This is a genomic window from Georgenia sp. Z2081 (assembly GCF_055326445.1).
Map to the genome: position 1 here is coordinate 88,111 of NZ_JBUZNK010000011.1, position 21,500 is coordinate 109,610.

Genomic DNA, 21,500 nt, shown 5'->3' on the forward strand with positions numbered 1-21,500 from the left:
GACGGGGCGGGCCGCGGTCCGCCGTGGACCACGGCGCCCGCGTGCTGCAGGTCAGCCCGCCGTGAGGGAGCCGAGGTCCGGCAGCGGCCACCACGTCGGCTCGGGCGCGGCACCGAGGGCGACGGTCCCGCCCGCGACGGCGGCGAGCGCCAGGAACGCCGCGAGCAGCACGATCCGTCCGAGCCGTCCCGGGGCCAGGGCGCCGACGACGGACCGGAACCCCTCGCGCGCGTTGCTCCCGGTGGGCGCGAGCCACACGCCGCACACCGCGAGGATCCCGGCGAGCAGCAGGACCGGCGGTGACGCCGGCTCGCCGCTGAGCAGCTCGGCCCCCAGGACGACGGACGCCGCCAGCACGAGCCCGATGATCATGCCGACGGCGCTGGTGAGCGCGCCGACGACCAGGTACCAGGGCATCGCGGCGAGCATCCGACCGGTGTCGCCCGCGCGGACGCCCCGCCTGAGGCGCGCGTTGCGCCGGGCGCGGTCCGCCTGCCCCCAGGCCGCCAGCAGGACGGTGGAGATCACGAGCAGGACGAGGAACCAGCCCGGTGCGTGCGGGGCGATCGTGGCCAGGGCGAGCCCGGCCGCGGCCGCGACGCCCGTCCGTCTCGCCGGCGGGCGGGCCCAGGCGGGCGGTCGCCCGTCCTCGCCGAGGAAGGATCGCGCACCCGCTCCGTCGGGCGGCTCGGTGCCGGCGTTGCCGTAGGCGGCCAGGCCGCCGGGGTTGCGCCCGTAGGGGCCCGGCTCCGGGTCCGGGCGGTCGAGCCCGAGGGGGCCGATCGGACGGCCCTGGCCCCCGGTCGGACCCGATCCGTACCGCTGCGCGCCGCGCTGCCCGCCGCCGTCGGCCCAGGGCTCCGCGCCCTGCCGCTCGGCGGACCCGGGCGGGTAGCTGCGCGGTGGCTGGCCGCCGGGGGGTGCGCCGGCCGGCGCTCCGCCGTGGGCGTCGTAGCCATGGGGGTCGTAGCCGCGGGGCGTGTCGTGGCCGCCGGCGGCCCCGTGCCCCGCGACCTCGGCCCACGCAGGGTCGGCCACGCGGGTCCGCCCGTCGGCGCCGCCCGGCGGGTAGGTGGGCGCGCCGTGGTCCAGCGACCGGCGCTCCGACGGTCCGTGGGCCGAAGGGACGTGACCGGAGCCCCCGTGGCCGGCCACGCCGTGCGCGCCCGCCCCGCGCGCACCCCGCGGATCGTGCGACGCACCCGGGGCGCCACCGGGCAGCACGCCGGTGGGCGCGTGGTCGGCGGGGAGCACGCCGTGCACCGCCGACGACGGCTGCCTGGCCTGCCGCTCGGCGATCCGCTCCTCGAGGCGGTCGCGCCCGATCTCCCCGTCGATGACGTCGAGCACGGCGGACGGGTCGAGCCGGTGCGCCGGGTCGGGGCTCAGCGCGGCCGCGAGGGCGCGGGCCAGCAGGGGGTCGACACCCTCGAGGTCGACCCGCCCGGTCGCCACCCGTCCGAGGACGGCGGCGGTGGGTCCCCGGCCGAACGGCGGGCGGGCGGTCGAGGCGTGGACGAGCACGGCCGCCCATGCCCACCAGTCGCACGCGGGCGACGGCTCCGCGCCGGCCAGGACCTCGGGGTCGAGGTAGCCCGGCGTGCCGGTGACGAGACCGGTCTGGGTGAGCCGTTCGTCGTCGACGACCTGGGCGATCCCGAAGTCGATGAGCACCGGACCGTCCGGCGAGAGCATGACGTTGCCGGGCTTGAGGTCGCGGTGGACGATGTCGGCGGCATGGATGGCCCGCAGGGCGTCCGCGAGCCCGTGCGCGAGCATGACGATCTCCTCGGCGGAGAACGCGCCGTGCTCCGCGACGTCGGCCTCGAGGGTGGGCCCGTCCACGAGCTCGGTGACGACGAACGCCTCGGAGTCCTCGACCTCCGCGTCGATGACGCGGGCGACGCCGGGCGCCTTGACGCGGTGGAGGAGCTGGACCTCCCGGGCGAGCCGGGCCCGCGAGGCCGCCTCCCTGGCCACGTGCGGGTGGAGCAGCTTGAGGGCCACGCGGTGCCCGTCGCCGTCGACGGCCTCGTGGACCTCGCCCATGCCGCCGGAACCGATCCTGCGCAGCAGCCGGTAGCCGCCGAGCTCGCGCTCGGGCTCCGCCGGCGCGGTGGCGCGGGCAGCGGTCGCCTCGTGACCGTCCCGCCCGCCGGCCGCGCGCCCGGGGTCCGTCGCACTGTCCACGGCCCGAGGCTATCCGGGTGTCCCGCCCGGCGCCCGGGGCGCTCCGACGCAGGTGCACCAGGTCACGGGGAGGCCTACGGTGGGAACGGGCGCCCGGTCGGCGCCGGAGGAGGACGGACCGATGACGAGCAGGACCCACGGCGAGCAGGACGCGGACGGCGCGGACCGGGACCGGGAGCACGACGGCGCGGACCACGTGCACGACGGCACGGCCGGACCGTCCGGCGAGGGCTACGACCTCGTCGTCGTCGCCAACCGGCTCGCCGTGGACGCCGTGGAGGGGGAGGACGGCGAGCGCGAGTGGCGCCGCTCCCCCGGCGGCCTCGTCACCGCGCTGGCCCCGATCATGCAGTCGGTCGACGGCGCCTGGATCGGCTGGACCGGTGACACCGCCGAGGAGGCGGACACCCCGGAGCCGTTCGACGCCGTCGGCATGCACCTCGTGCCGGTCCCGCTGCGCGCCCAGGAGGTCGAGCGCTACTACGAGGGCATGTCCAACGGGACCCTGTGGCCCCTGTACCACGACGTCATCGTCCAGCCCGAGTTCCACCGGGAGTGGTGGGAGGCCTACCGGCGGGTCAACCAGCGGTTCGCCGACGCGGCGGTCGCCACGGTCGCCGAGGGCGGCACCGTGTGGGTGCACGACTACCAGCTGCAGCTCGTGCCCGCGCTCATCCGCACGCGCCGGCCCGACGTGCGGATCGGCTTCTTCAACCACATCCCGTTCCCGCCGGTGGAGATCTTCACCCAGCTGCCGTGGCGCCAGCAGGTCGTCGACGGCCTCCTCGGCGCCGACGTCATCGGCTTCCAGCGCGAGTCCGACGCCGGCAACTTCCTGGCGGCCGTCCGCCGTCTCACCGACCACCCCACCCGCCGCGACCAGGTGCGCGTCCGGGCCAGCAGCCTCCTGCCCGAGGAGCGGTCCGTGCGCGCCCGCGCGTTCCCCATCTCCATCGACTCCCAGGGTTTCGCGGCGACCGCGTCGCGGCCCGAGGTGCGCAAGCGCGCGCAGGAGATCCGCAAGGAGCTCGGGAGCCCACGGACCATGCTCCTCGGCGTCGACCGTCTCGACTACACCAAGGGGATCCTCCACCGGATCAAGGCCTACGGGGAGCTCGTCCGCGACGGCCTGCTCGACGCCGACGAGACCGTGCTCGTCCAGGTCGCCTCGCCCTCGCGCGAGCGGGTCGAGCAGTACAAGGTGCTGCGCGACGACGTCGAGGTCGCGGTCGCCCGGATCAACGGCGACCACGGCGACATCGGGTCCGCCCCGATCAGCTACCTCCACCAGTCGTTCCCGCCCGAGGAGATGGCCGCGCTCTTCCTCGCCGCCGACGTCGCCCTGGTGACCTCCCTGCGCGACGGCATGAACCTCGTGGCCAAGGAGTACATCGCCGCCCGGGAGGACCTGGGCGGTGCGCTCGTGCTGTCGGAGTTCACCGGGGCGGCCGACGAGCTCCCGCAGGCGTTCCTCGTCAACCCCCACCACATCGACGGGCTCAAGGCGGCGATCGTCCAGGCCACGCACGTCAACGCCCGGGAGGGCCGACGCCGGATGCGGTCGATGCGCCGACGGGTGATGAGCCACGACGTTCAGCGCTGGGCCGACGACTTCCTCGGCTACCTCGCCCAGGCCACCCCGCGGGGCCGGGCCCCCGCGGCGGAGGAGGAGACGACCCAGGACACGACGACGGACAACGGCGCCGGCGAGCCGGGGACCGGCACCGGGACCGGCACCACCACCGAGGAGAAGCGATGAACGACCACCAGCCCGACCCCTCGGCGGACCGCGGCGTCCCCGGACCGGGGATCGACGCCCCGATGTTCACCGCGCGCCTGGAGCACGAGCTCGACGAGGCGGTGGCAGCGTTCGCCCGCCGGGGGCACCTGCTCGTCGCGCTCGACTTCGACGGCGTCCTCGCCCCGCTGGTGGACGACCCCACGACCTCCCGCATGACCGACGCCGCGGTGTGGGCCGTCGACCGCCTGGCCGCGCTGCCGGACGTGACGGTCGCGGTCGTCTCGGGCCGGGACGCGGGCACCCTCGCCTCGCTCGCCGACCTCCCGGACGGGACCCTCGTCGTCGCCTCCCACGGTGCCGAGCGGGGTCGCATCGACGCGGGCTCCGAGACCGGCCTGACGAGCGAGCCGATCGACCTCGACGACGAGCTCGCCGCGCTGCGGGCCGAGGTGCTGCGGGGGACCGAGGAGGTCGTCGCCGCGCACCCGGGCACCCACCTGGAGGCCAAGCCGGCGTCGATCACCCTCCATACGCGCGGCATGAGCGAGGACGCCGCGCGCGCCGCGACCACCGAGCTCCTCACCGGCCCGGCAGGCCTGCCCGGCGTACGCGTGATCTCCGGGCACGACGTCCTGGAGATGGCGGTCCTCACCGTGACCAAGGGCGACGGCGTGCTCGACCTGCGCGCCGAGACCGGGGCGGACGCCGTGCTCTACGCCGGCGACGACCGCACCGACGAGGACGCGTTCGCCGTGCTGCGGGAGCACGACCTCTCGGTCAAGGTCGGCGACGGCGAGACGGCCGCCCGCTTCCGCGTGGGTGACCCCGACGAGTTCGCGGTCGTCCTCGACCGGCTCGCGCAGCTGCGCGCCTGAGCGAGGGGTCCGGCCCCACGGGGGCGGACGCGGCGTGCCATGATGCTCCTGCGGCGGTCCCGGGTGGCTTCCGTGCGTGTCGGTGTAGACACACCACCGCTCTTCACGACGGATCGTCCGGCACGTACCTGCCGGTGAAGGGAATCAACCACCATGGCTTCAGTGACCTTCGACAAGGCCACGCGCGTGTACCCCGGCTCGGACCGGCCGGCCGTCGACGCGCTCGACCTCGAGGTCGCCGACGGCGAGTTCCTCGTCCTCGTCGGCCCCTCCGGCTGCGGCAAGTCCACCTCCCTGCGGATGCTCGCGGGCCTCGAGGACGTCAACGCCGGCCGCATCCTCATCGGTGACCGCGACGTCACCGACGTCCAGCCCAAGGACCGGGACATCGCGATGGTGTTCCAGAACTACGCGCTCTACCCGCACATGAGCGTCGCCGACAACATGGGCTTCGCCCTGAAGATCGCCGGGACGCCGAAGGCCGAGATCGAGTCCCGCGTGGCCGAGGCCGCGAAGATCCTCGACCTCTCGGACTACCTCCAGCGCAAGCCGAAGGCCCTCTCGGGCGGGCAGCGGCAGCGCGTGGCGATGGGCCGGGCGATCGTCCGCCAGCCGCGCGTGTTCCTCATGGACGAGCCGCTGTCGAACCTCGACGCCAAGCTCCGCGTCCAGACCCGCACGCAGATCGCGTCCCTGCAGCGGAGGCTCGGGGTCACCACCGTGTACGTCACGCACGACCAGACCGAGGCGCTGACGATGGGCGACCGGATCGCGGTCCTCAACTTCGGCCTCCTCCAGCAGGTCGGCACGCCGCGCGAGATGTACGACCGGCCCGAGAACGTGTTCGTGGCCGGCTTCATCGGCTCGCCCGCGATGAACCTCGGTGAGTTCACGCTCGACGGCGAGCACGCCACGCTCGGCGCGGCCCGCATCCCGTTGAGCCCGGCGAGCCTCGCGGCCCTGCGCGAGGAGGGCGCCACGACGGTGACGATCGGCTTCCGCCCGGAGTCCACCGAGCGCGTCTCCGCCGAGACCCCCGGTGCGCTGGCCGTCGAGGTCAACCTGGTCGAGGAGCTCGGCTCCGACGCCTACGTCTACGGCTCCCTCGTGGGGCGCGAGGCCGCCGCGAACGTCGGCTCGGGCGAGGACCCGGACCAGGTCGTCATCCGGATCGACCCGCGCGACGTGCCGGACAAGGGGTCCGTCATCCATGTCGCGATCCGGCCCGACGAGCAGCACGACTTCTCGCCCTCGACCGGCCGACGCCTGCCCCGCTGAACGCCGACCGGCGGCGGCGCGGGCCTCCCGCTCCGCCGCCGGCCCGTTCCCGACCAGCACGACGAGGAGTCCGCGAGTGCCCCAGGAACGGCAGATCACCGCGGCCGTCGTCGACGCCGGCCTGCTCGCCCTGCCCTGGGACGTCCCGCTGGAGGACTGGCCCGACGACGTCCTCGCGGCCCTCCCCCGCGGCCTGTCCCGCCATGTCGTCCGGTTCGTGCGCACGTCCAGTGGGCTGGTGGCCGTCAAGGAGATCGGCGAGTCGGTGGCCTACCGCGAGTACGAGGTGCTGCGCGCCCTGGGTCGTCTCGAGGCGCCGGCCGTCGCGCCGCTGGCCGTGGTCACCGGACGGACGGGCGCCGACGGCGAACCGCTGAGCTCCGCCCTCGTCACCCGGCACCTCGAGTACGCCCTGCCCTACCGCGCGCTGTTCAGCCAGCACATGCGACCCGAGACGGTCGGCCGGCTCATCGACGCGCTGGCGGTCCTGCTCGTCCGCCTGCACCTGCTCGGGTTCTTCTGGGGCGACGTCTCGCTGTCGAACACGCTCTTCCGCCGGGACGCCGGCGCGTTCGCGGCCTACCTCGTCGACGCCGAGACGGGCGAGCTGCACCCGCCGCTGTCCGACGCGAAGCGCTCCTACGACCTCGACCTGGCGCGGACGAACATCATCGGCGAGCTCATGGACCTGCAGGCCGGCGAGATCGCGCCGGAGGACATCGACACCATCGCCGTCGGGGACCGGATCGTCTCCCGCTACGAGTCGCTGTGGGCCGAGCTCACGCGGAGGGAGAGCTTCGCGGCCGGCGAGCTGTGGCGGGTCGAGGCCCGGATGAACCGGCTCAACGAGCTGGGCTACGACGTCGACGAGATCGACATCACGACCGACGTCACGGGCACCAACGTCTCGATCCAGCCGAAGGTCGTCGACGCGGGCCACTTCCACCGCCAGGTCATGCGGCTGACCGGCCTCGACGTCCAGGAGGGGCAGGGCCGGCGGATGCTCAACGACCTCGAGCAGTTCCGGGCCACCCGGGGCGGGGCGGGCCAGGACCTCGTCGTCGTCGCCCACGACTGGCTCGCCGAGGTGTTCGAACCGACGGTGCGGGCCGTCCCGCGCGAGCTGCGCCGCAAGCTCGAGCCCGCGGAGATCTTCCACGAGATCCTCGAGCACCGCTGGTACATGTCCCAGGCCCAGGGGCGGGACGTGCCCACCGCGGAGGCCGTGCAGTCCTATATCGAGACCGAGCTGCGGCACCGGATGGATGAACGCCGTGTCATCGACGCGGTCGGGCCCGACGACGAGTAGCCGACCGGGCGGCGCGGGGTACGTCGAGAGGGCGCGACCATGCACCTGTGGTGCCGGTATCCGTGCACCTTCGCGCCCCCTCGACGATGATCCGCGCCCCGGGGACGTCGCCGGTTCAGTCCGTCCGGTCGCCGCGGGGCCGCGGCGGGAGGACGAGGCGCCCGGCGGCGTCGGTGTGCCGGCGGGCGTAGGCCTGCGTGACCAGCTCGCCGACGGCGTCCACGACCAGCAGGACGCTGCCGATCCTGCCGAGTGCGGAGCCCCGGCGTGCGAGGAGGATCGCGGCGCCGACCTCCGCGGCCACGACGGTGCGGGCGATCCACGGGCGGTCGACGGCGACGCTGCGGTAGAAGCCCCACAGGTCGCGCACCGGCAGCGGGATCTGAGGGTCCCGCTCGTCGACGACGAGGCCGTCCCCCGCGAGGACCGCCTCCGCGGCGCGGTCGAGGTACTCGTCGACGCGTGACATCACGCCCCCTGCCCGGCCGGCGCCGGCCCGGCCTCGGCGCGACGACGGGAGATCTCGTAGAGCGCGACGCCGGTGGCGACCGCGGCGTTGAGCGACTCCACGTCCTCGGCGATGGGGATCGAGGCGACGACGTCGCACGTCTCCCGCACGAGCCTGGAGAGTCCCTTGCCCTCGGAACCGGTGACGAGCACGAGCGGCTCGGTGGCGAGCTCGAGGTCCCGGACCGAGGTGGTCCCCTCGCCGTCGAGCCCGACGACGAAGCAGCCGGCCTTCTTCGCCTCGGTGAGCGCCCGGGTCAGGTTGGTCTCGCGGGCCACCGGCACGCGGGCCGCGGCTCCGGCCGAGACCTTCCAGACGGTCGACGTCACGCCGGCGGAGCGTCGTTCGGGCAGGAGCACGCCGTCGGCGCCGAACGCCGCCGCGGAGCGCAGCACGGCCCCGAGGTTGTGCGGGTCGGTGACGGAGTCGAGCGCCACGACGAGGGGGGCGTGCCCGCGGCGCTCGGCCCGGTCGAGCAGGTCCGCCAGGTCGGCGTAGGCGTACGGGGCGACGGCGATGGCCACCCCCTGGTGCACGCCTCCGTCGGTGAGGAGGTCGAGCTCGACGCGGCTGGACTCCACCAGCGGGGCGCCGAGCGCGGTCGCGGTACGCACGAGCTCGGCGAGGCGCTCGTCCGAGGCGGCGGCCCCGGAGATGAGGACGTGGGACATGGTGACGCCGGCCCGCACCGCCTCGGCCACCGGGTTGCGCCCGACGACGAGCTCGGCGTCCGCGGGGATGCCGATGCGCGTGCGGAGCCGGGCCGCGCGGTCGGCCGCGAGGGCGGCCTGGGCCTTGGGGTCGTTCGAGGCGCGCCGCCGGCTCGCCTCCGCCCGCTTGGCCGCCGGGTGGTACTCGCGGTCCTCGGCCTTCGGGGTCGGGCCCCGGCCCTCGAGCCCGCGGCGGCGCTGCCCGCCGGAGCCCTTCGTGGGTGCCTTCTTCGAGCCTGCCTTGCGTACGGCGCCGCGGCGCTGGGAGTTCCCCGCCATCAGGCACCTCCTGCCAGATGCCAGCGGGCGCCGCCCGCGCCGTCCTCGACCGAGATCCCGGCCGAGGTGAGCCTGTCGCGCACGGCGTCCGCCCGCGCCCAGTCCTTGTCCGCCCGCGCCTGCGCACGGTCCTCGAGCGCACCCTCGACGAGGGCCGCCAGCGCGTCGTGCGCGGCGCCCCCGCCCGCGGCGCCGCCGGCCCCGGTCGTCCCCGCCCGCCAGGGCTCGGCGAGCGGGTCGAGCCCCAGGACGTCGAGCATCGCGCGCACCCGCACCTGGCCGGTGTGCGCGTCGGCCGACCGGCCTTCGGCGAGCGCCGTGTTGGCGGCCCGCAGCTCGGCGTGCACGACCGCCATCGCCGCCGAGACCCCGAGGTCGTCGTCCATCGCGGCGGTGAACGCCGCCGGGAGCGCGTCGGGCGCGGCGAGCTCGTCGTCCGTGGCCTCGCCGGTCGCGTCGGCGGACCGCAGGACGAAGGAGGTGATCCTCTCCCACTGGGTGGCGGCCTCGGCGAGCGAGACGTCGGAGAACTCGACCGCGCCGCGGTAGTGGACCGAGGCCAGCGCGAGCCGCACCACCGGGGCGGCTGCCCGTCCGAGCACGGCGTCGACGGTCAGCGCGTTGCCGAGGGACTTGCCCATCTTCTCGCCCGCGACGACGACCCAGGCGTTGTGCATCCAGATGCGCGCGAACCCGTAGCCCGCGGCGCGGGACTGGGCCTGCTCGTTCTCGTGGTGCGGGAAGCGCAGGTCGATCCCGCCGCCGTGGATGTCGAAGTCCTCACCGAGGTAGCGGTGCGCCATCGCCGAGCACTCGAGGTGCCACCCGGGCCGCCCGCGCCCGTAGGGGGTGTCCCAGGCGGCGGAGGCGGGCTCGCCGGGCCGGGGGGCCTTCCACAGGGCGAAGTCGAGCGGGTCGCGCTTGTCCGGGGCCAGGTCCGTCTCGTCGACGGCGGAGCTCCCGGCGCGCTGGTTCGTCAGCGCCCCGTAGTCCTCGAAGGACCGCACGGAGAAGTAGACGTTGCCCGGGTCGCCCGCGTAGGCGTGCCCGCGCTCCTCGAGACGCCGCATGAGGGCGACCATCTCGGTGACGTGCCCGGTGGCGCGCGGCTCGTAGGTCGGCGGCAGGACCCCGAGGGCGGCGTACGCGGCGGTGAAGTCGCGCTCGTAGCGGTAGGCCCACGCCCACCACGGGGCGCCGGCCTCGGCCGACCTCGTGAGGATCTTGTCGTCGATGTCGGTGACGTTGCGGACGAGCGTGACGTCGAGCCCGGACCGGCGCAGCCAGCGCACGAGCACGTCGAACGCGATCCCGGAACGCAGGTGACCGACGTGGGGCGCGCCCTGCACGGTGGCGCCGCACAGGTAGATGCCGACCTTGCCCGGGGTCACCGGGTCGAGGGGGATCTCCCGACGGGAGGCGCTGTCGTGCAGGTGGAGGGTCACCGGGACAGCGTAACGACGACACCCGCGAACCGGTCGACGTCACCTCCGGGACACCGCGGGCGGCTAGGTTGCGCGGGTGACCACCCCGGAGCCCCCTGAGCGCCCCGCCCCGCGGAGCGTGCCCCAGTGACCCCCGACCAGCCCGGCGCCACCAGGTCCGACGGCGCCGCCGCACCCGGTGCCGACCCCACGTCCGGCAGCGACCCTGCGGCGGCGCGCCTGCGCGCGGAGGCCCGCAGCATCGCCCGCCCGTCGAAGATCGTCGTCTGGGCCCTGTGGGACTGGGCGTCGGCCGCGTTCAACGCGGTCATCACGACCTTCGTCTTCACGGTCTACCTCACGAACCAGGACCTGTTCGGCGAAGGAGCGGACGGGACCCTCGCCGTGGTCCTCGCCGTCTCGGGCGTCGTCGTCGCGCTCATCGCCCCGGTCACCGGCCAGCGGGCGGACCGGTCCGGCAACCGCTCGCTCAACCTCGCGCTCTACACGGCCGTCATCGCGGTGGTCACCGCGTGCATGTTCTTCGTCGCCCCGGCCGTGCAGCCGGACGGGTCCTTCGAGGCCCAGTGGCTGTGGCTCGGGCTCATCCTGCTCGCGGTCGGCAACGTCGCCTCCGAGCTGGCGGGCGTCAACTACAACGCCATGCTCAACGACATCTCCACGCCGAAGAACGTGGGCCGGGTCTCCGGGTTCGGCTGGGGCCTGGGCTACGTCGGCGGCATCGTGCTGCTGCTCATCGTCTACTTCGGGCTCATCAACCCCGACGTCGGCCTGTTCGGCGTCACGAGCGAGGGCGGCATGGACGTGCGGGTGACCACGCTCGTCGCAGCCGTCTGGACGGCGGTCTTCTCGCTGCCGCTCGTCCTCACCTCCCTGCGCGACGCCGCCCGGCTGCGCAGGCGCACCGGTGCCGAGGCCGAGGCACCCAAGGAGTCGATCGCCCAGTCCTACCGCCGGCTCCTCGGCTCGATCGCCGGCCTGTGGCGCACCGACCGGCGGACCGTCTGGTTCCTCCTCGCCTCGGCCGTGTTCCGCGACGGGCTCGCCGGTGTCTTCACGTTCGGCGGCATCATCGCCGCCGGCACGTTCGGGTTCAGCGCCGGCGAGGTCATCATCTTCGCGGTCGCCGCGAACGTCGTCGCCGGCATCGCGACCATCTCCTTCGGCCTGCTCGACGACCGGTTCGGTCCCAAGAAGGTCATCGTGCTGTCGCTGGTGTCGATGGTCGTCGCGGGCATCGGCATCTTCGCGCTGCACGACCTGGGAGCGTCGCTCTTCTGGGTCCTGGGCCTCGTGCTGTGCGTCTTCGTGGGCCCGGCGCAGTCCGCCTCGCGGACCTTCCTCGCGCGGCTCATCCCGCCGGGCAAGGACGGCGAGGTGTTCGGCCTGTACGCCACCACGGGCCGCGCGGTCTCGTTCCTCGCGCCGGCCATGTTCGCCGCCGCGCTCGCGATCGGCGAGGCCGTGACCGGCCTGACCGGCGACGACGTCCAGTACTGGGGGATCCTCGGGATCGTCCTCGTCCTCGCGGCCGGCCTCGCCCTCCTGCTGCCCGTGAGCGCCCGGGACGTCACCCCGGTCCGGTCGGACCGGGCGTCCCCCGCCGAGGGATCGGGGGCGTCCCGCTGACCGGAGCCCGGGCGACGAGCGCGGTCGCGATCGCGGCGACGCCCTCGCGGCGACCGGTGAGACCGAGCCCGTCGGTGGTCGTCGCGGACAGCGAGACCGGGGCGCCCAACGCGGACGTCATCGCGGCCTCGGCCTCCTCGCGGCGCGGACCGACACGCGGGAAGGCGCCGACCACCTGGACGGCGACGTTGCCGATCAGCCAGCCGGCCGCGCGGACGCGGCCCGCCATCTCCGTGAGCAGCTCGGCGCCGGAGGCGCCCTTCCACCGTGGGTCGCTCGTGCCGATCTGGGTGCCGAGGTCGGCCATGCCGGCGGCGGACAGGACGGCGTCGCAGGCGGCGTGGGCGGCGACGTCGGCGTCGGAGTGGCCCGCGAGACCCGTGACGCCGGGCCAGCTGAGGCACGCGAGCATCATCGCCCGGTCGGGATCGGTCGAGACGGCGTGCACGTCGGTGCCGACTCCGGTGCGGGGCAGGTCCACGTCGGCCGCCTCAGTCCTGGCCCGCGGCGCGGTCCGCGAGCACGAGCCCGGCCACCCGCAGGTCCCACGGGGTGGTGATCTTCAGCGCGGCGGTGGTCCCGGGGACCACGACGACGACGCCGCCGAGCGCCTCGACGAGCCCGGCGTCGTCGGAGGCCGCGAGGCCCTCGTCCGCGGCCCGGTGCGCCCCCTGGGCGTGGGCGGAGCGCAGGACGCGCGCGGTGAACCCCTGGGGCGTCTGGACGGCGCGCAGCTCGGCGCGGTCGACGGTGGCGCGCACCGGCTCGGCGCCGCCCGCGGGGGGCCCGTCGGTGGCCGCGCCGGCGGCCGTCGCCCCGCCCGCGCCGGCCCCGTCCGTGGTGCCGGTGGCGGCCCCGACCCGCTTGAGCGTGTCGGTGACGGGAACCGCCGGGACGACGGCGCCGTGCCCGGCGCGGACGGCGTCGACGACCGTAAGGATCTGATCGGGCGGCGTGAGGCAGCGGGCGGCGTCGTGGACGAGGACGACGTCGTCGTCCGCCGGCGCGGCCAACGCCTCGAGGGCGTCGAGCCCGGCGACGACGGACCCCTGCCGGGTGGCTCCTCCGGCGGCGACGTCGAGCGCACCGGCGTACCCGTGCTCGGCGAGGGTGGCCGCGGCGAGGTCCCGCACGTGAGACGTTCGCCCCTCGGGGGCGACCACGACGATCGAGTCGAGCACGCCCGAGCGGGCCAGCCCTCGCAGCGCGTGCACGACGAGCGGCTCACCGGCGAGCGCGACGAGCGCCTTCGGCCCGCGGGCGCCGAGCCGGGTCCCGGACCCGGCCGCCACGAGGACGCAGTGGACGCGGGTCACGACGTCGCTCCCCGGCCGGCGGGTCAGGAGGCGGGCGCGTCCGAGGCGACGGGCTCCGCCTCGGCGGCGGCCGCGGCCCCGACGGCGAGCACCTCGTCCAGCAGACCCTCGGCCTCCTCCTCGGAGACGTCCTTGGCGAGCGCGAGCTCGGAGGACAGGATCTGCCGGGCCTTGGCGAGCATGCGCTTCTCTCCGGCGGACAGGCCCCGGTCGGTGTCGCGGCGCGACAGGTCGCGCACGACCTCGGCGACCTTGTTGATGTCGCCCGACGCGATCTTCTCGACGTTGGCCTTGTACCGGCGCGACCAGTTGGTCGGCTCCTCGGTGTGCGGCGCACGCAGGACGTCGAGGACCCGCTCGAGGCCCTCCTCGCCGACGACGTCGCGCACGCCGACGAGGTCGACGTTCTCCGCCGGCACCTGGATGCTCAGGTCCCCCTGGGCCACCCGCAGGTGCAGGTAGGTCTTCTCCTCGCCCTTGATCGTGCGGACCGTGATGTCCTCGATGAGGGCGGCTCCGTGGTGGGGGTAGACCACCGTCTCACCCACTGCGAACGTCATGTGCGAAATGCTCCCTCAGGTTCGGCGACGGACCATTCTACCACGGCGAAACGGCGTGATTCCGCGCCTCGTGGCGGCGCCCGGTCACTGTACGGGGGCCTGTGCCGCCGCGGGTCTAGTACCCTCGCGGCAGGTCCCGTCCACCCCCTCGAAGGAGCTCGACCATGGCCGTTGCCCGGCGCATGTCCCGCGCAGGCCTCGCCGTCGCGTCCGCCTCGCTGCTGTCGTCCTGCATGCTGGCCTCGCCCGTGACCACGCTCAACGAGTACGCCCCGTCCGACGGCACCCGCATCGCGGTCGCGGACGGCGTCGCGGTGGAGAACCTGCTCGTGCTGACCGAGGCCGAGGGCGAGGTCGGCCACGTCGTCGGGAGCATCGTCAACAGGTCGGGCGAGACCGTGACCGTGCAGCTCGACATCGGCGAGACCGGGGCGCCGTCCCCGTTCGAGGTGCCCGCGGGGGGCAACATCGCGCTGCACGACGCCAACGTGACGGTGGAGAACGTCGAGGCCGCACCGGGAGCCACCCTGCCCACCGCGATCCAGGGGCCCGACGGCTTCAACGACGTCCGCGAGATCCCCGTCCTCGACGGCACGCTCCCCGAGTACGCGGAGTTCCTCGAGCAGGCGGACTCCCCCGAGTCCGGCTCCGAGTCCCCCTCCTGACCGCCCCCTGACGGGACGCCCTCACCACGGGGGTCGGCGGTCCGGGCGCCCGCGCTGCGGCGCCGCGCCGGGAGCCCGCCGCGAGCGTCGTCCGTCAGTCGGCGTCGGTGACGAGCTTGTAACCCAGCCCCCGCACGGTGTGCAGCATCTGCGGGTGCGCCGGGTCGATCTCGATCTTGCCGCGCACGCGCTTGACGTGGACGTCCAGCGTCTTGGTGTCGCCGTGGTAGTTCGGGCCCCAGATGCGGTCGATGAGCTGGCCGCGGGTGAGCACGCGGTCGGGGTTGCGCAGGAACAGCTCGAGGAGCTCGAACTCGCGCAGCGGCATGGCCACGGACTCGCCGTCGACCGTGATCTCGTGGCGGTCGACGTCCATCCGGACGCGGCCGACGGTGAGCACGGCCGACTCCCCCTCCTCGACGGCGGGCCCCCGGCGCAGGACGGCCCGCACGCGGGCGACGAGCTCGCGGTAGGAGTAGGGCTTGGTCACGTAGTCGTCGGCGCCGAGCTCGAGGCCCACGACCTTGTCGATCTCCGAGTCCTTCGCCGTCAGCATGATGACCGGCACCTGGGACCGCTGGCGCAGCTGCCGGCACACCTCGGTGCCGGACAGTCCGGGCAGCATGAGGTCGAGGAGCACGAGGTCCGCGCCGTGGCGGTCGAACGCGGCGACCGCCTCCGTCCCGTCGCCCACGGCCTCGACCGCGAACCCGTCGCGCTCGAGCTTGAACGTCAGGGTCTCGCGGTAGGTCTGCTCGTCCTCGACCAGCAGGATCTTCGTCATCAGCGCTCCTCGTCGGATGGGTGGCCGTCGCGGTCGTCGCCGTCGGCGTCGACCTCGTCGTCGGGTGAGGGGTGGGGCCCGGGCTCCTGGGCCTCGGGCAGGACCAGCGTGAACGTCGAGCCGCGACCCTCGGTGGACCACAGCTCGGCACGCCCGCCGTGGTCGGCGGCGACGTGCTTGACGATGCTCAGGCCCAGGCCCGAGCCTCCCGTCTCGCGGGACCGGGCGAGGTCACCGCGGAAGAAGCGCTCGAAGACGCGCTCCCGGGCGTCCGCGGGGATACCGGGCCCCTGGTCGACCACGGCGATGCGGATGAGTCCGTCGCCGCGGGACACGCCGACCGAGGCTGTCGAGCCGGACGCCGAGTACCGCACCGCGTTGTCGAGCAGGTTGCGCACCGCGGTGGTGAGCATGCCCTGGTCGCCGTACAGCCGCAGCCCCTGTGCGCCGCCCGAGCGGATGTCCACCCCGCGGGACCCGGCCTCGACTCGGACCCGGTCCACCGCCTCGGCGACGACCTCGTCGACCTCGACGACCACCGGGTCGACGAGGGCGTCGGGCTCCTGCAGGCGGGACAGGTCGATGATGTCCTGGACGAGCTCGGCGAGCCGCTGCGACTCGGTCTCCATCTTCGACGCGAAGTGCCGCACGCTGTCCGGCTCGTCGGCGACGTCGTCCATCGTCTCGGCGAGCAGCGCGATCGCGCCGACCGGGGTCTTCAGCTCGTGGGAGACGTTGGCGACGAAGTCGCGGCGCATGTCCTCCACGCGGCGGGCCCGGGTGCGGTCCTCGGCGAGCAGCAGGACGCGCCCGTCCTTGAGGGGCGCGACGCGGACCTGGAGGTGGACCGTGCCGGCACCGTCGACGGGCCCGCGGGGCAGCGCGAGCTCGGCGTCCCGGATCTGCCCGTCGCGGCGCAGCCGGGCGACCATCTCGGCGAGCTGGCCGTGCGCGAGGCGGTCGTGCCGGACGAGACCGAACCCGTAGGCCGCCGAGGAGGCCCGCACGACGTCGTCGTCGGCGTCGAGCACGACGATCGACTGGGGCAGCACGGTGAGCACCGAGATGACGTCGTCGTCGAGGCCCGGCGCCGGTCCGGAGGGCTCGAGCTCGGCGTCCCGCTCCCGGTCGGACGCACGCAGGGCGAGACCGGCCCCCAGCCCGGCGACGAGTCCGAGCAGGGCGACCACCCAGAGCTGCCAGGAGTCGTGCACGGGTCGAGGTTAGGCCGAATCACCTGAGTTCACCGACCCCGCCCCGCGATGTCGCCCCACCGCCACCCGCCGTCCACCACGCGTTCATCGGACAGGTCTTGGCTACCCTTGGACCGTGCGGCCGCGACGCGGCCGACATCATCACCGCCGCGGAGGCCAAGCAATGCGCAAGATCTTCACGCACGACCTGGAGCAGCTGCAGGACAACCTCGTCCGGATGGCCGAGGCCACCAGCCAGGCGATGACCAAGGCGGCCGAGGCGCTGCGGACGGCGAACCTCCAGCTCGCCGAGCAGGTCATCGACGCCGACGAGCGCATCGACGAGCTCGACCGCCAGCTCAACGAGCAGGGCATCGCGCTCCTCGCGCTCCAGGCGCCCGTCTCGCGGGACCTGCGCCAGGTGATCTCGGCGCTGCGTCTGTCCGGGACCATCGAGCGGATGGGCGACCTGGCCCAGCACGTCGCGTTCGTCGCGCGCGGCCGGTTCCCCGACCAGGTCGTGGGTGGCGCCGGGCACGAGCTGCTCGTCCAGATGGCCGACGAGGCCGTCCGGGTGGCCGACGACGTCGTCGAGCTCGTCCGCGGCGCGGACCTCGACAAGGCGCGTGAGCTCGAGGACAAGGACCACGTGCTCGACAGCCTGCACCTGCGGACGTTCGACACCGTCCTCGACGAGTCGCTCGAGCTCAGCCGCCAGGAGATCGTCGACATCATCCTCATCGCCCGCTACCTCGAGCGCTTCGGCGACCACGGCGTCTCGGCCGCCCACCGCATCAACTACCTCGTCACCGGCGCCACCTCGCCGACGATCGGCGAGGACGAGATCGCCCCCGGCACGAACGAGAACGTCATCGCGGACGAGTACGGCAGCGAGGGGCACTGACCCGGCCGCCGCACCCACCACGCACGACGGCGCCGCTCACCTCTCGGTGAGCGGCGCCGTCGTCGTCGGGGCTACCTCCCCTGGTTGGCGACCGCCTCGATCGCCGCGGCGGCGGCGTCGGGGTCGAGGTACTGACCGCCCGGGGTCAGCGGGCGCAGGTCCTCGTCCAGCTCGTAGAGCAGCGGGATCCCCGTGGGCACGTTGAGCCCGGAGATCGTCTCGTCGTCGATCCCGTCGAGGTGCTTGATGATGGCGCGCAGCGAGTTGCCGTGGGCCGCCACGAGGACTGTCCGCCCGGCCCGCAGGTCGGGGACGATCTTGGCGTCCCAGTACGGCAGGGCGCGCTCGAGGACGTCCTTGAGGCACTCCGAGGCGGGGATCGGCTCGCCCGCGTAGCGCGGGTCGGCGTCCTGGCTGAACTCGGAGCCGAGCTCGATCGGCGGCGGCGGCACGTCGTAGGAGCGGCGCCACTGCATGAACTGCTCCTCCCCGTACTCGTCGCGGATCTCCTTCTTGTTCTTCCCCTGGAGGGCCCCGTAGTGGCGCTCGTTGAGGCGCCAGTCGCGCGTGACGGGGATCCAGTGCAGGTCCGCCTCGTCGAGGGCGAGATTCGCGGTCATGATCGCGCGCCGCAGGAGCGAGGTGTGCAGCACGTCGGGTCGCACGCCGGCGTCGGTGAGCAGCGTGCCGCCGCGGCGGGCCTCCTGCACGCCCTTCTCCGAGAGCGGCACGTCGACCCAGCCGGTGAAGAGGTTCTTGGCGTTCCATTCGCTCTCGCCGTGGCGGAGCAGGACCAGTCGGTAGCTCATGGTCGCCATCCTTCCACCGATCGGCCGCACGCCGCTCAGGGTCCCGGACATGCGGGACGGCCCGCGGACCGGTGGTCCGCGGGCCGTCCTCCTCCGACCACGAGGGGTCAGCGGTTGTTGTACTGCTCGACGATCTCGGCCTTGATACGGCCGCGGTCGCTCACCTCGATGTTGTTCTCGCGCGCCCACTCACGGATGGCCTGCGCCTCGGAGGCGCTGGTGCTGCGCGACCGGCGCGCTCCGGTCGAGCGACCGGCACCCGAGCGCCGGGCGGCGCCCCGCACGGGGCGAGCGCCGGCGACCCACGGTGCGAACGACTCGCGCAGCTTGGCGGCGTTCGCGTCCGAGAGGTCGATCTCGAAACGCTCGCCGTCCAGCGCGAACGTCACCGTGCTGTCCGCGGGCGTGCCGTCGATATCGTCGATGAGCTTGGTAATGGTCTGTCGAACCATGATGCCCTCCCCGGGATTCATACCGACCACTGGATGTCAATCGGCTGGGTGAAGAGTACGAGGAATGCGCGTCCGATGTCACGTCGATCGCGGAAATCACTCACCTGCGCAGCGCACGAATGAATTTTCACACACCACACACCGGGCGGTAGAAGACTTCTTCTCCCGGTGCCGCACACTTCATGGCGCGACATGTTCGACACATCTCGTCGGCTCGCGCACGGCATACGCCGATGTCACAGGGCGTCCTCGTGACGTCGGCCGCATCAATTGCCCTGATGATCGGCGGAAATACGACCGCGCTTTCGCGGGCGTCGACGACGAAGCGCTGCGGTGCCGCGCGGGTCGTTATCGGCGATCGCCCGCGGAGCCCGTGTCGGCGTCGTCGGCACGTTCCGCCGCCGCGAGGGCACCGGCCACGCTCGACCGCGACGGGGGCAGCGGAGGAAGCTCGAGGTCGGGGTGCTCGGCGCGGAACTTCCTCTCCGCCTCCCGCTCCGACCGGTCGGCGCCGAGGAATGCGCGCACGATGACCACGAGGGCGACCAGGAGCCCGATGGGCGGCACGAGGGCGATCACGTAGTCCATGCGTCCAGGATAGGCCGCGGTCGTCGCCCGTGACACCCGCGCACCCGTCCCTGCCCGAATCGGCGCGGCCGCCCATTCGGGTTCCGGCGCCGATTCGGGCACGGTCCCTGATGCGGCCACCGTCCGCAATTCGCGGGGTCGTCACTGTTTCTCGCCGGTCGTGGATTCAGGTGCACGCCCGACCGGAGCCACTGATTCGGGTCCACGCCCGACCGGAGCCACTGATTCGGGTCCACGCCCGACCGGAGCCACTGATTCGGGTCCACGCCCGACCGGAGCCACTGATTCGGGTCCACGCCCGACCGGAGCCGCTGATTCGGGGCTTCCCGGGGACACGGTGTCCGACGACGATCTGCGCAAGGCCCCGATCCCTCATTCGGCCGGCCCTCCGGGGCGCGACCGGATGCACTGCGTGCGCGGGGGACAAAGAACCTCCGACCGGATAAGAGACCCGGTCAGGGGTTGCGCGGAGCCGCCTGGGAGAATCGAACTCCCGACCTATTCATTACGAGTGAATCGCTCTACCGACTGAGCTAAGGCGGCCTGCCGCCCGTGAGCAGCGCCGTCCATGCTAGCGGCCGGTCGCCCGGTCGACGAACCCGTGGGGCGCGCCATGCGTCACAGTCGACCACCGGTCCGGCACGGAACGGGCGGGCACCACCCTCAGGTGGTGCCCGCCGGCGTCTCCGCTCAGCAGGAGAGCTCGTCCTCGGGCGGCGTGCCCTCGAGGAAGAACTCGTCGACGGCGCCCTGGACGCAGTCGTTGGACCGGCCGTAGGCCGTGTGCCCCTCGCCCTCGTAGGAGACGAGGACGCCCTCGTCGAGCTGGTCGGCCAGCCCGACCGCCCACTCGTACGGTGTCGCCGGGTCGCCGGTGGTGCCGATGACGACGATGGGGCCCGAGCCCTCGGCCGACACGGGGCCCGGCTCGCGCTCGGACTGGTGGGGGTAGTTCAGGCAGAGCTCGTCGTTCTCGCCGCCGAAGAACTGGCCGAAGGTCGGCGCGACCTCCTCGAGCTCGGCCACCTGCTCGTCGAGCTCGGCCTGCGTGTGCTCGACCGCGGGGTAGTCGAGGCAGTTGATCGCCCAGTTCGCCTCGGTCGAGTTGTCGGCGAACGTGCCGTCGGGGTTGCGCGTGTTGTAGAGGTCGGCGAACTGGAGCAGCGCCGAGCCCTCGTCGAGGTTGATCGCGGCCTGGAGCGCCGCGGTCAGCATCGGCCAGGACGACTCGTCGTACATCGGCAGGATGATGCCGGTCAGCGCGAGCGCCTGCGTGAGCGGCCGGTCGGGGTCGCCGGTCGGCAGCGGATTCGCCTCGGCCGACTCCAGCAGCTCGACGATCTGCTCTGCGCCGTCGTCGGCGCTTCCCGACAGCGGGCACAGCGAACCTGACTGGCAGTCCTCGATGTAGGCGCGCAGCGCGCCCTCGAAACCACCGGCCTGGCCGAGCGTGACGTCGAACCCGGTCGAGGTCGGGTCGAGCGCGCCGTCGAGCACCATGCGCCCCACGTTGTCCGGGAAGAGGTCGGCGTAGGTCGAACCGAGCAGGGTGCCGTAGGAGTAGCCGAGGTAGTCCAGCTGCGACTCGCCGAGCACCGCGCGGATGACGTCCATGTCGCGGGCGGCGGACTCGGTGTCCACGTTGCCCGCCAGATCGCCGGACTCCGCTGCGCAGCCCTCGCCGATGAGCTGGGCGTCGGCCTCCCAGTCGGCCTCGCCCTCGGGGGTGTCCGGATAGTCGGTCGCGAGCAGCCGGTCGAGCTCGGAGTCGCTCACGCAGTCGATCTGCGTGGAGTTCTGCACCCCGCGCGGGTCGAAGCCCACGACGTCGTACACGGAGGTGACCTCGGGAGAGATCGAGGAGGTCGCGTACTCGACGAACTCCACGCCCGAGCCTCCGGGACCGCCCGGGTTGATGAGCATGGAGCCGATCGGCTCGCCGTCGGAGGCGGGCAGGCGCTTGATCGCCAGCGAGATCGTCTCGCCGTCGGGGGCGTCGTAGTCGAGGGGCACCTCGATGTCCGCGCACTCGTAGTCGTCGCAGTCGGTCCAGGAGACCTCCTGCTCGTAGAACTCCTCGAGGCCCTCGGGCGCGGGCGGCATCTCCTCACCCGCGTCGCTGCCCTCCGCCCCGGACTCCGAGCCGGTCTCGCCCGGTGCCTCGGCACCGGACGACTCCGCGTCCTCCGCATCGCTGCAGGCGGTGAGGACGAGCGCTGCGGCGGCGAGCGCGGGAACGATTCTGATCAACCTCGGCATGCGGCC

The 21,500-nt window shown here is 73.7% G+C and carries 20 protein-coding genes and 1 tRNA gene; 7 read left to right on the forward strand and 14 right to left on the reverse strand.

What is annotated here, in order from left to right; genetic code table 11:
- Positions 1 to 51: 51 nt before the first annotated feature.
- On the reverse strand, positions 52 to 2,190 hold the full coding sequence (locus tag ACZLKG_RS13915; RefSeq protein ID WP_463649086.1) for a protein kinase domain-containing protein: 2,139 nt from the start codon (positions 2,188 to 2,190) through the stop codon (positions 52 to 54).
- 121 nt (positions 2,191 to 2,311) lie between these two features.
- Here ACZLKG_RS13915 and ACZLKG_RS13920 point away from each other — a divergent pair, with 121 nt between their 5' ends.
- The 4 genes from ACZLKG_RS13920 to ACZLKG_RS13935 all read left to right on the forward strand — a co-directional run bounded on the left by ACZLKG_RS13920 (position 2,312) and on the right by ACZLKG_RS13935 (position 7,393).
- Positions 2,312 to 3,949 (forward strand): alpha,alpha-trehalose-phosphate synthase (UDP-forming), encoded by a 1,638-nt coding sequence (locus ACZLKG_RS13920; protein ID WP_463649087.1) that lies wholly within the window; start codon positions 2,312 to 2,314, stop codon positions 3,947 to 3,949.
- A complete protein-coding gene (gene otsB, locus ACZLKG_RS13925; RefSeq protein WP_425708060.1) occupies positions 3,946 to 4,806 on the forward strand; it encodes a trehalose-phosphatase in 861 nt (286 codons plus the stop codon). The genes ACZLKG_RS13920 and otsB overlap by 4 nt, the downstream gene beginning before the upstream one ends.
- A gap of 153 nt (positions 4,807 to 4,959) precedes the next feature.
- Entirely contained in the window at positions 4,960 to 6,084 is a 1,125-nt protein-coding gene (locus ACZLKG_RS13930) for an ABC transporter ATP-binding protein (RefSeq protein WP_463649088.1), read from the forward strand.
- Between the two features lie 76 nt (positions 6,085 to 6,160).
- Complete coding sequence (locus ACZLKG_RS13935) at positions 6,161 to 7,393, forward strand: DUF4032 domain-containing protein (protein WP_463649089.1); 1,233 nt, start codon at positions 6,161 to 6,163, stop codon at positions 7,391 to 7,393.
- Positions 7,394 to 7,508: 115 nt separating this feature from the next.
- Here the strand turns inward: ACZLKG_RS13935 and ACZLKG_RS13940 are convergent, their stop codons facing one another.
- Genes ACZLKG_RS13940 through cysS form a run of 3 tightly spaced genes read right to left on the reverse strand, consistent with a single transcriptional unit; the run spans position 7,509 to position 10,335 of the window.
- Positions 7,509 to 7,862, reverse strand: coding sequence for a hypothetical protein (locus ACZLKG_RS13940; RefSeq protein WP_425708057.1), 354 nt, complete (start codon positions 7,860 to 7,862; stop codon positions 7,509 to 7,511).
- A complete protein-coding gene (rlmB, locus tag ACZLKG_RS13945; protein ID WP_425708056.1) occupies positions 7,862 to 8,890 on the reverse strand; it encodes a 23S rRNA (guanosine(2251)-2'-O)-methyltransferase RlmB in 1,029 nt (342 codons plus the stop codon). The genes ACZLKG_RS13940 and rlmB overlap by 1 nt, the downstream gene beginning before the upstream one ends.
- Positions 8,890 to 10,335 carry a cysteine--tRNA ligase gene (gene cysS, locus ACZLKG_RS13950; protein WP_463649090.1) on the reverse strand — a complete coding sequence of 482 codons (1,446 nt, stop codon included), beginning with the start codon at positions 10,333 to 10,335 and terminating at the stop codon, positions 8,890 to 8,892. Before cysS ends, rlmB begins: the two co-directional genes overlap by 1 nt.
- Positions 10,336 to 10,461: 126 nt before the next feature.
- Between cysS and ACZLKG_RS13955 the strand changes: the two genes are divergently transcribed.
- Positions 10,462 to 11,964 (forward strand): MFS transporter, encoded by a 1,503-nt coding sequence (locus ACZLKG_RS13955; protein WP_463649091.1) that lies wholly within the window; start codon positions 10,462 to 10,464, stop codon positions 11,962 to 11,964.
- Here the strand turns inward: ACZLKG_RS13955 and ispF are convergent.
- The 3 genes from ispF to ACZLKG_RS13970 are packed head-to-tail and all read right to left on the reverse strand — an operon-like array spanning position 11,906 to position 13,840.
- Positions 11,906 to 12,439, reverse strand: a complete 534-nt coding sequence (ispF, locus tag ACZLKG_RS13960; RefSeq protein WP_463649105.1) for a 2-C-methyl-D-erythritol 2,4-cyclodiphosphate synthase — start codon at positions 12,437 to 12,439, stop codon at positions 11,906 to 11,908. The genes ACZLKG_RS13955 and ispF overlap by 59 nt on opposite strands.
- Positions 12,440 to 12,455: 16 nt before the next feature.
- A complete protein-coding gene (locus ACZLKG_RS13965) occupies positions 12,456 to 13,280 on the reverse strand; it encodes an IspD/TarI family cytidylyltransferase (RefSeq protein ID WP_463649092.1) in 825 nt (274 codons plus the stop codon).
- Positions 13,281 to 13,303: 23 nt separating this feature from the next.
- Positions 13,304 to 13,840 (reverse strand): CarD family transcriptional regulator, encoded by a 537-nt coding sequence (locus ACZLKG_RS13970; RefSeq protein WP_425708052.1) that lies wholly within the window; start codon positions 13,838 to 13,840, stop codon positions 13,304 to 13,306.
- A 164-nt stretch (positions 13,841 to 14,004) separates the two neighbouring features.
- Here ACZLKG_RS13970 and ACZLKG_RS13975 point away from each other — a divergent pair, with 164 nt between their 5' ends.
- A complete protein-coding gene (locus ACZLKG_RS13975) occupies positions 14,005 to 14,505 on the forward strand; it encodes a hypothetical protein (protein WP_425708051.1) in 501 nt (166 codons plus the stop codon).
- A gap of 94 nt (positions 14,506 to 14,599) precedes the next feature.
- On the opposite strand, the gene ACZLKG_RS13980 is transcribed toward ACZLKG_RS13975, so the two are convergent.
- Together ACZLKG_RS13980 and ACZLKG_RS13985 are read right to left on the reverse strand one after the other, a co-directional pair.
- On the reverse strand, positions 14,600 to 15,289 hold the full coding sequence (locus ACZLKG_RS13980) for a response regulator (RefSeq protein WP_425708050.1): 690 nt from the start codon (positions 15,287 to 15,289) through the stop codon (positions 14,600 to 14,602).
- Entirely contained in the window at positions 15,289 to 16,503 is a 1,215-nt protein-coding gene (locus ACZLKG_RS13985; protein ID WP_463649093.1) for a sensor histidine kinase, read from the reverse strand. The genes ACZLKG_RS13980 and ACZLKG_RS13985 overlap by 1 nt, the downstream gene beginning before the upstream one ends.
- Positions 16,504 to 16,666: 163 nt before the next feature.
- Between ACZLKG_RS13985 and phoU the strand changes: the two genes are divergently transcribed.
- Complete coding sequence (phoU, locus tag ACZLKG_RS13990; RefSeq protein ID WP_463649094.1) at positions 16,667 to 17,386, forward strand: phosphate signaling complex protein PhoU; 720 nt, start codon at positions 16,667 to 16,669, stop codon at positions 17,384 to 17,386.
- 71 nt (positions 17,387 to 17,457) lie between these two features.
- On the opposite strand, the gene ACZLKG_RS13995 is transcribed toward phoU, so the two are convergent.
- The 5 genes from ACZLKG_RS13995 to ACZLKG_RS14015 all read right to left on the reverse strand — a co-directional run bounded on the left by ACZLKG_RS13995 (position 17,458) and on the right by ACZLKG_RS14015 (position 21,494).
- Positions 17,458 to 18,195 carry a phosphoglyceromutase gene (locus ACZLKG_RS13995; RefSeq protein WP_463649095.1) on the reverse strand — a complete coding sequence of 246 codons (738 nt, stop codon included), beginning with the start codon at positions 18,193 to 18,195 and terminating at the stop codon, positions 17,458 to 17,460.
- A gap of 107 nt (positions 18,196 to 18,302) precedes the next feature.
- Entirely contained in the window at positions 18,303 to 18,647 is a 345-nt protein-coding gene (locus tag ACZLKG_RS14000) for a histone-like nucleoid-structuring protein Lsr2 (protein ID WP_463649096.1), read from the reverse strand.
- Between the two features lie 348 nt (positions 18,648 to 18,995).
- Complete coding sequence (locus ACZLKG_RS14005; protein ID WP_463649097.1) at positions 18,996 to 19,235, reverse strand: hypothetical protein; 240 nt, start codon at positions 19,233 to 19,235, stop codon at positions 18,996 to 18,998.
- A gap of 470 nt (positions 19,236 to 19,705) precedes the next feature.
- Positions 19,706 to 19,778 (reverse strand) — tRNA-Thr (locus ACZLKG_RS14010).
- 147 nt (positions 19,779 to 19,925) lie between these two features.
- A complete protein-coding gene (locus ACZLKG_RS14015; protein ID WP_463649098.1) occupies positions 19,926 to 21,494 on the reverse strand; it encodes an alpha/beta hydrolase in 1,569 nt (522 codons plus the stop codon).
- Positions 21,495 to 21,500 lie beyond the last annotated feature (6 nt).

What these genes read in the sequence shown, in the direction of transcription:
- ACZLKG_RS14015 (WP_463649098.1), bottom strand. Translation starts at nt 21,494, where the DNA reads ATGCCGAGGTTGATCAGAATCGTTCCCGCGCTCGCCGCCGCAGCGCTC.
- ACZLKG_RS13930 (WP_463649088.1), top strand. Translation starts at nt 4,960, where the DNA reads ATGGCTTCAGTGACCTTCGACAAGGCCACGCGCGTGTACCCCGGCTCG.
- ACZLKG_RS13980 (WP_425708050.1), bottom strand. Translation starts at nt 15,289, where the DNA reads ATGACGAAGATCCTGCTGGTCGAGGACGAGCAGACCTACCGCGAGACC.
- ACZLKG_RS13970 (WP_425708052.1), bottom strand. Translation starts at nt 13,840, where the DNA reads ATGACGTTCGCAGTGGGTGAGACGGTGGTCTACCCCCACCACGGAGCC.
- ACZLKG_RS14000 (WP_463649096.1), bottom strand. Translation starts at nt 18,647, where the DNA reads ATGGTTCGACAGACCATTACCAAGCTCATCGACGATATCGACGGCACG.
- rlmB (WP_425708056.1), bottom strand. Translation starts at nt 8,890, where the DNA reads ATGGCGGGGAACTCCCAGCGCCGCGGCGCCGTACGCAAGGCAGGCTCG.
- ACZLKG_RS13995 (WP_463649095.1), bottom strand. Translation starts at nt 18,195, where the DNA reads ATGAGCTACCGACTGGTCCTGCTCCGCCACGGCGAGAGCGAATGGAAC.
- phoU (WP_463649094.1), top strand. Translation starts at nt 16,667, where the DNA reads ATGCGCAAGATCTTCACGCACGACCTGGAGCAGCTGCAGGACAACCTC.
- ACZLKG_RS13975 (WP_425708051.1), top strand. Translation starts at nt 14,005, where the DNA reads ATGGCCGTTGCCCGGCGCATGTCCCGCGCAGGCCTCGCCGTCGCGTCC.
- otsB (WP_425708060.1), top strand. Translation starts at nt 3,946, where the DNA reads ATGAACGACCACCAGCCCGACCCCTCGGCGGACCGCGGCGTCCCCGGA.
- ACZLKG_RS14005 (WP_463649097.1), bottom strand. Translation starts at nt 19,235, where the DNA reads ATGGACTACGTGATCGCCCTCGTGCCGCCCATCGGGCTCCTGGTCGCC.
- ACZLKG_RS13940 (WP_425708057.1), bottom strand. Translation starts at nt 7,862, where the DNA reads ATGTCACGCGTCGACGAGTACCTCGACCGCGCCGCGGAGGCGGTCCTC.
- ACZLKG_RS13920 (WP_463649087.1), top strand. Translation starts at nt 2,312, where the DNA reads ATGACGAGCAGGACCCACGGCGAGCAGGACGCGGACGGCGCGGACCGG.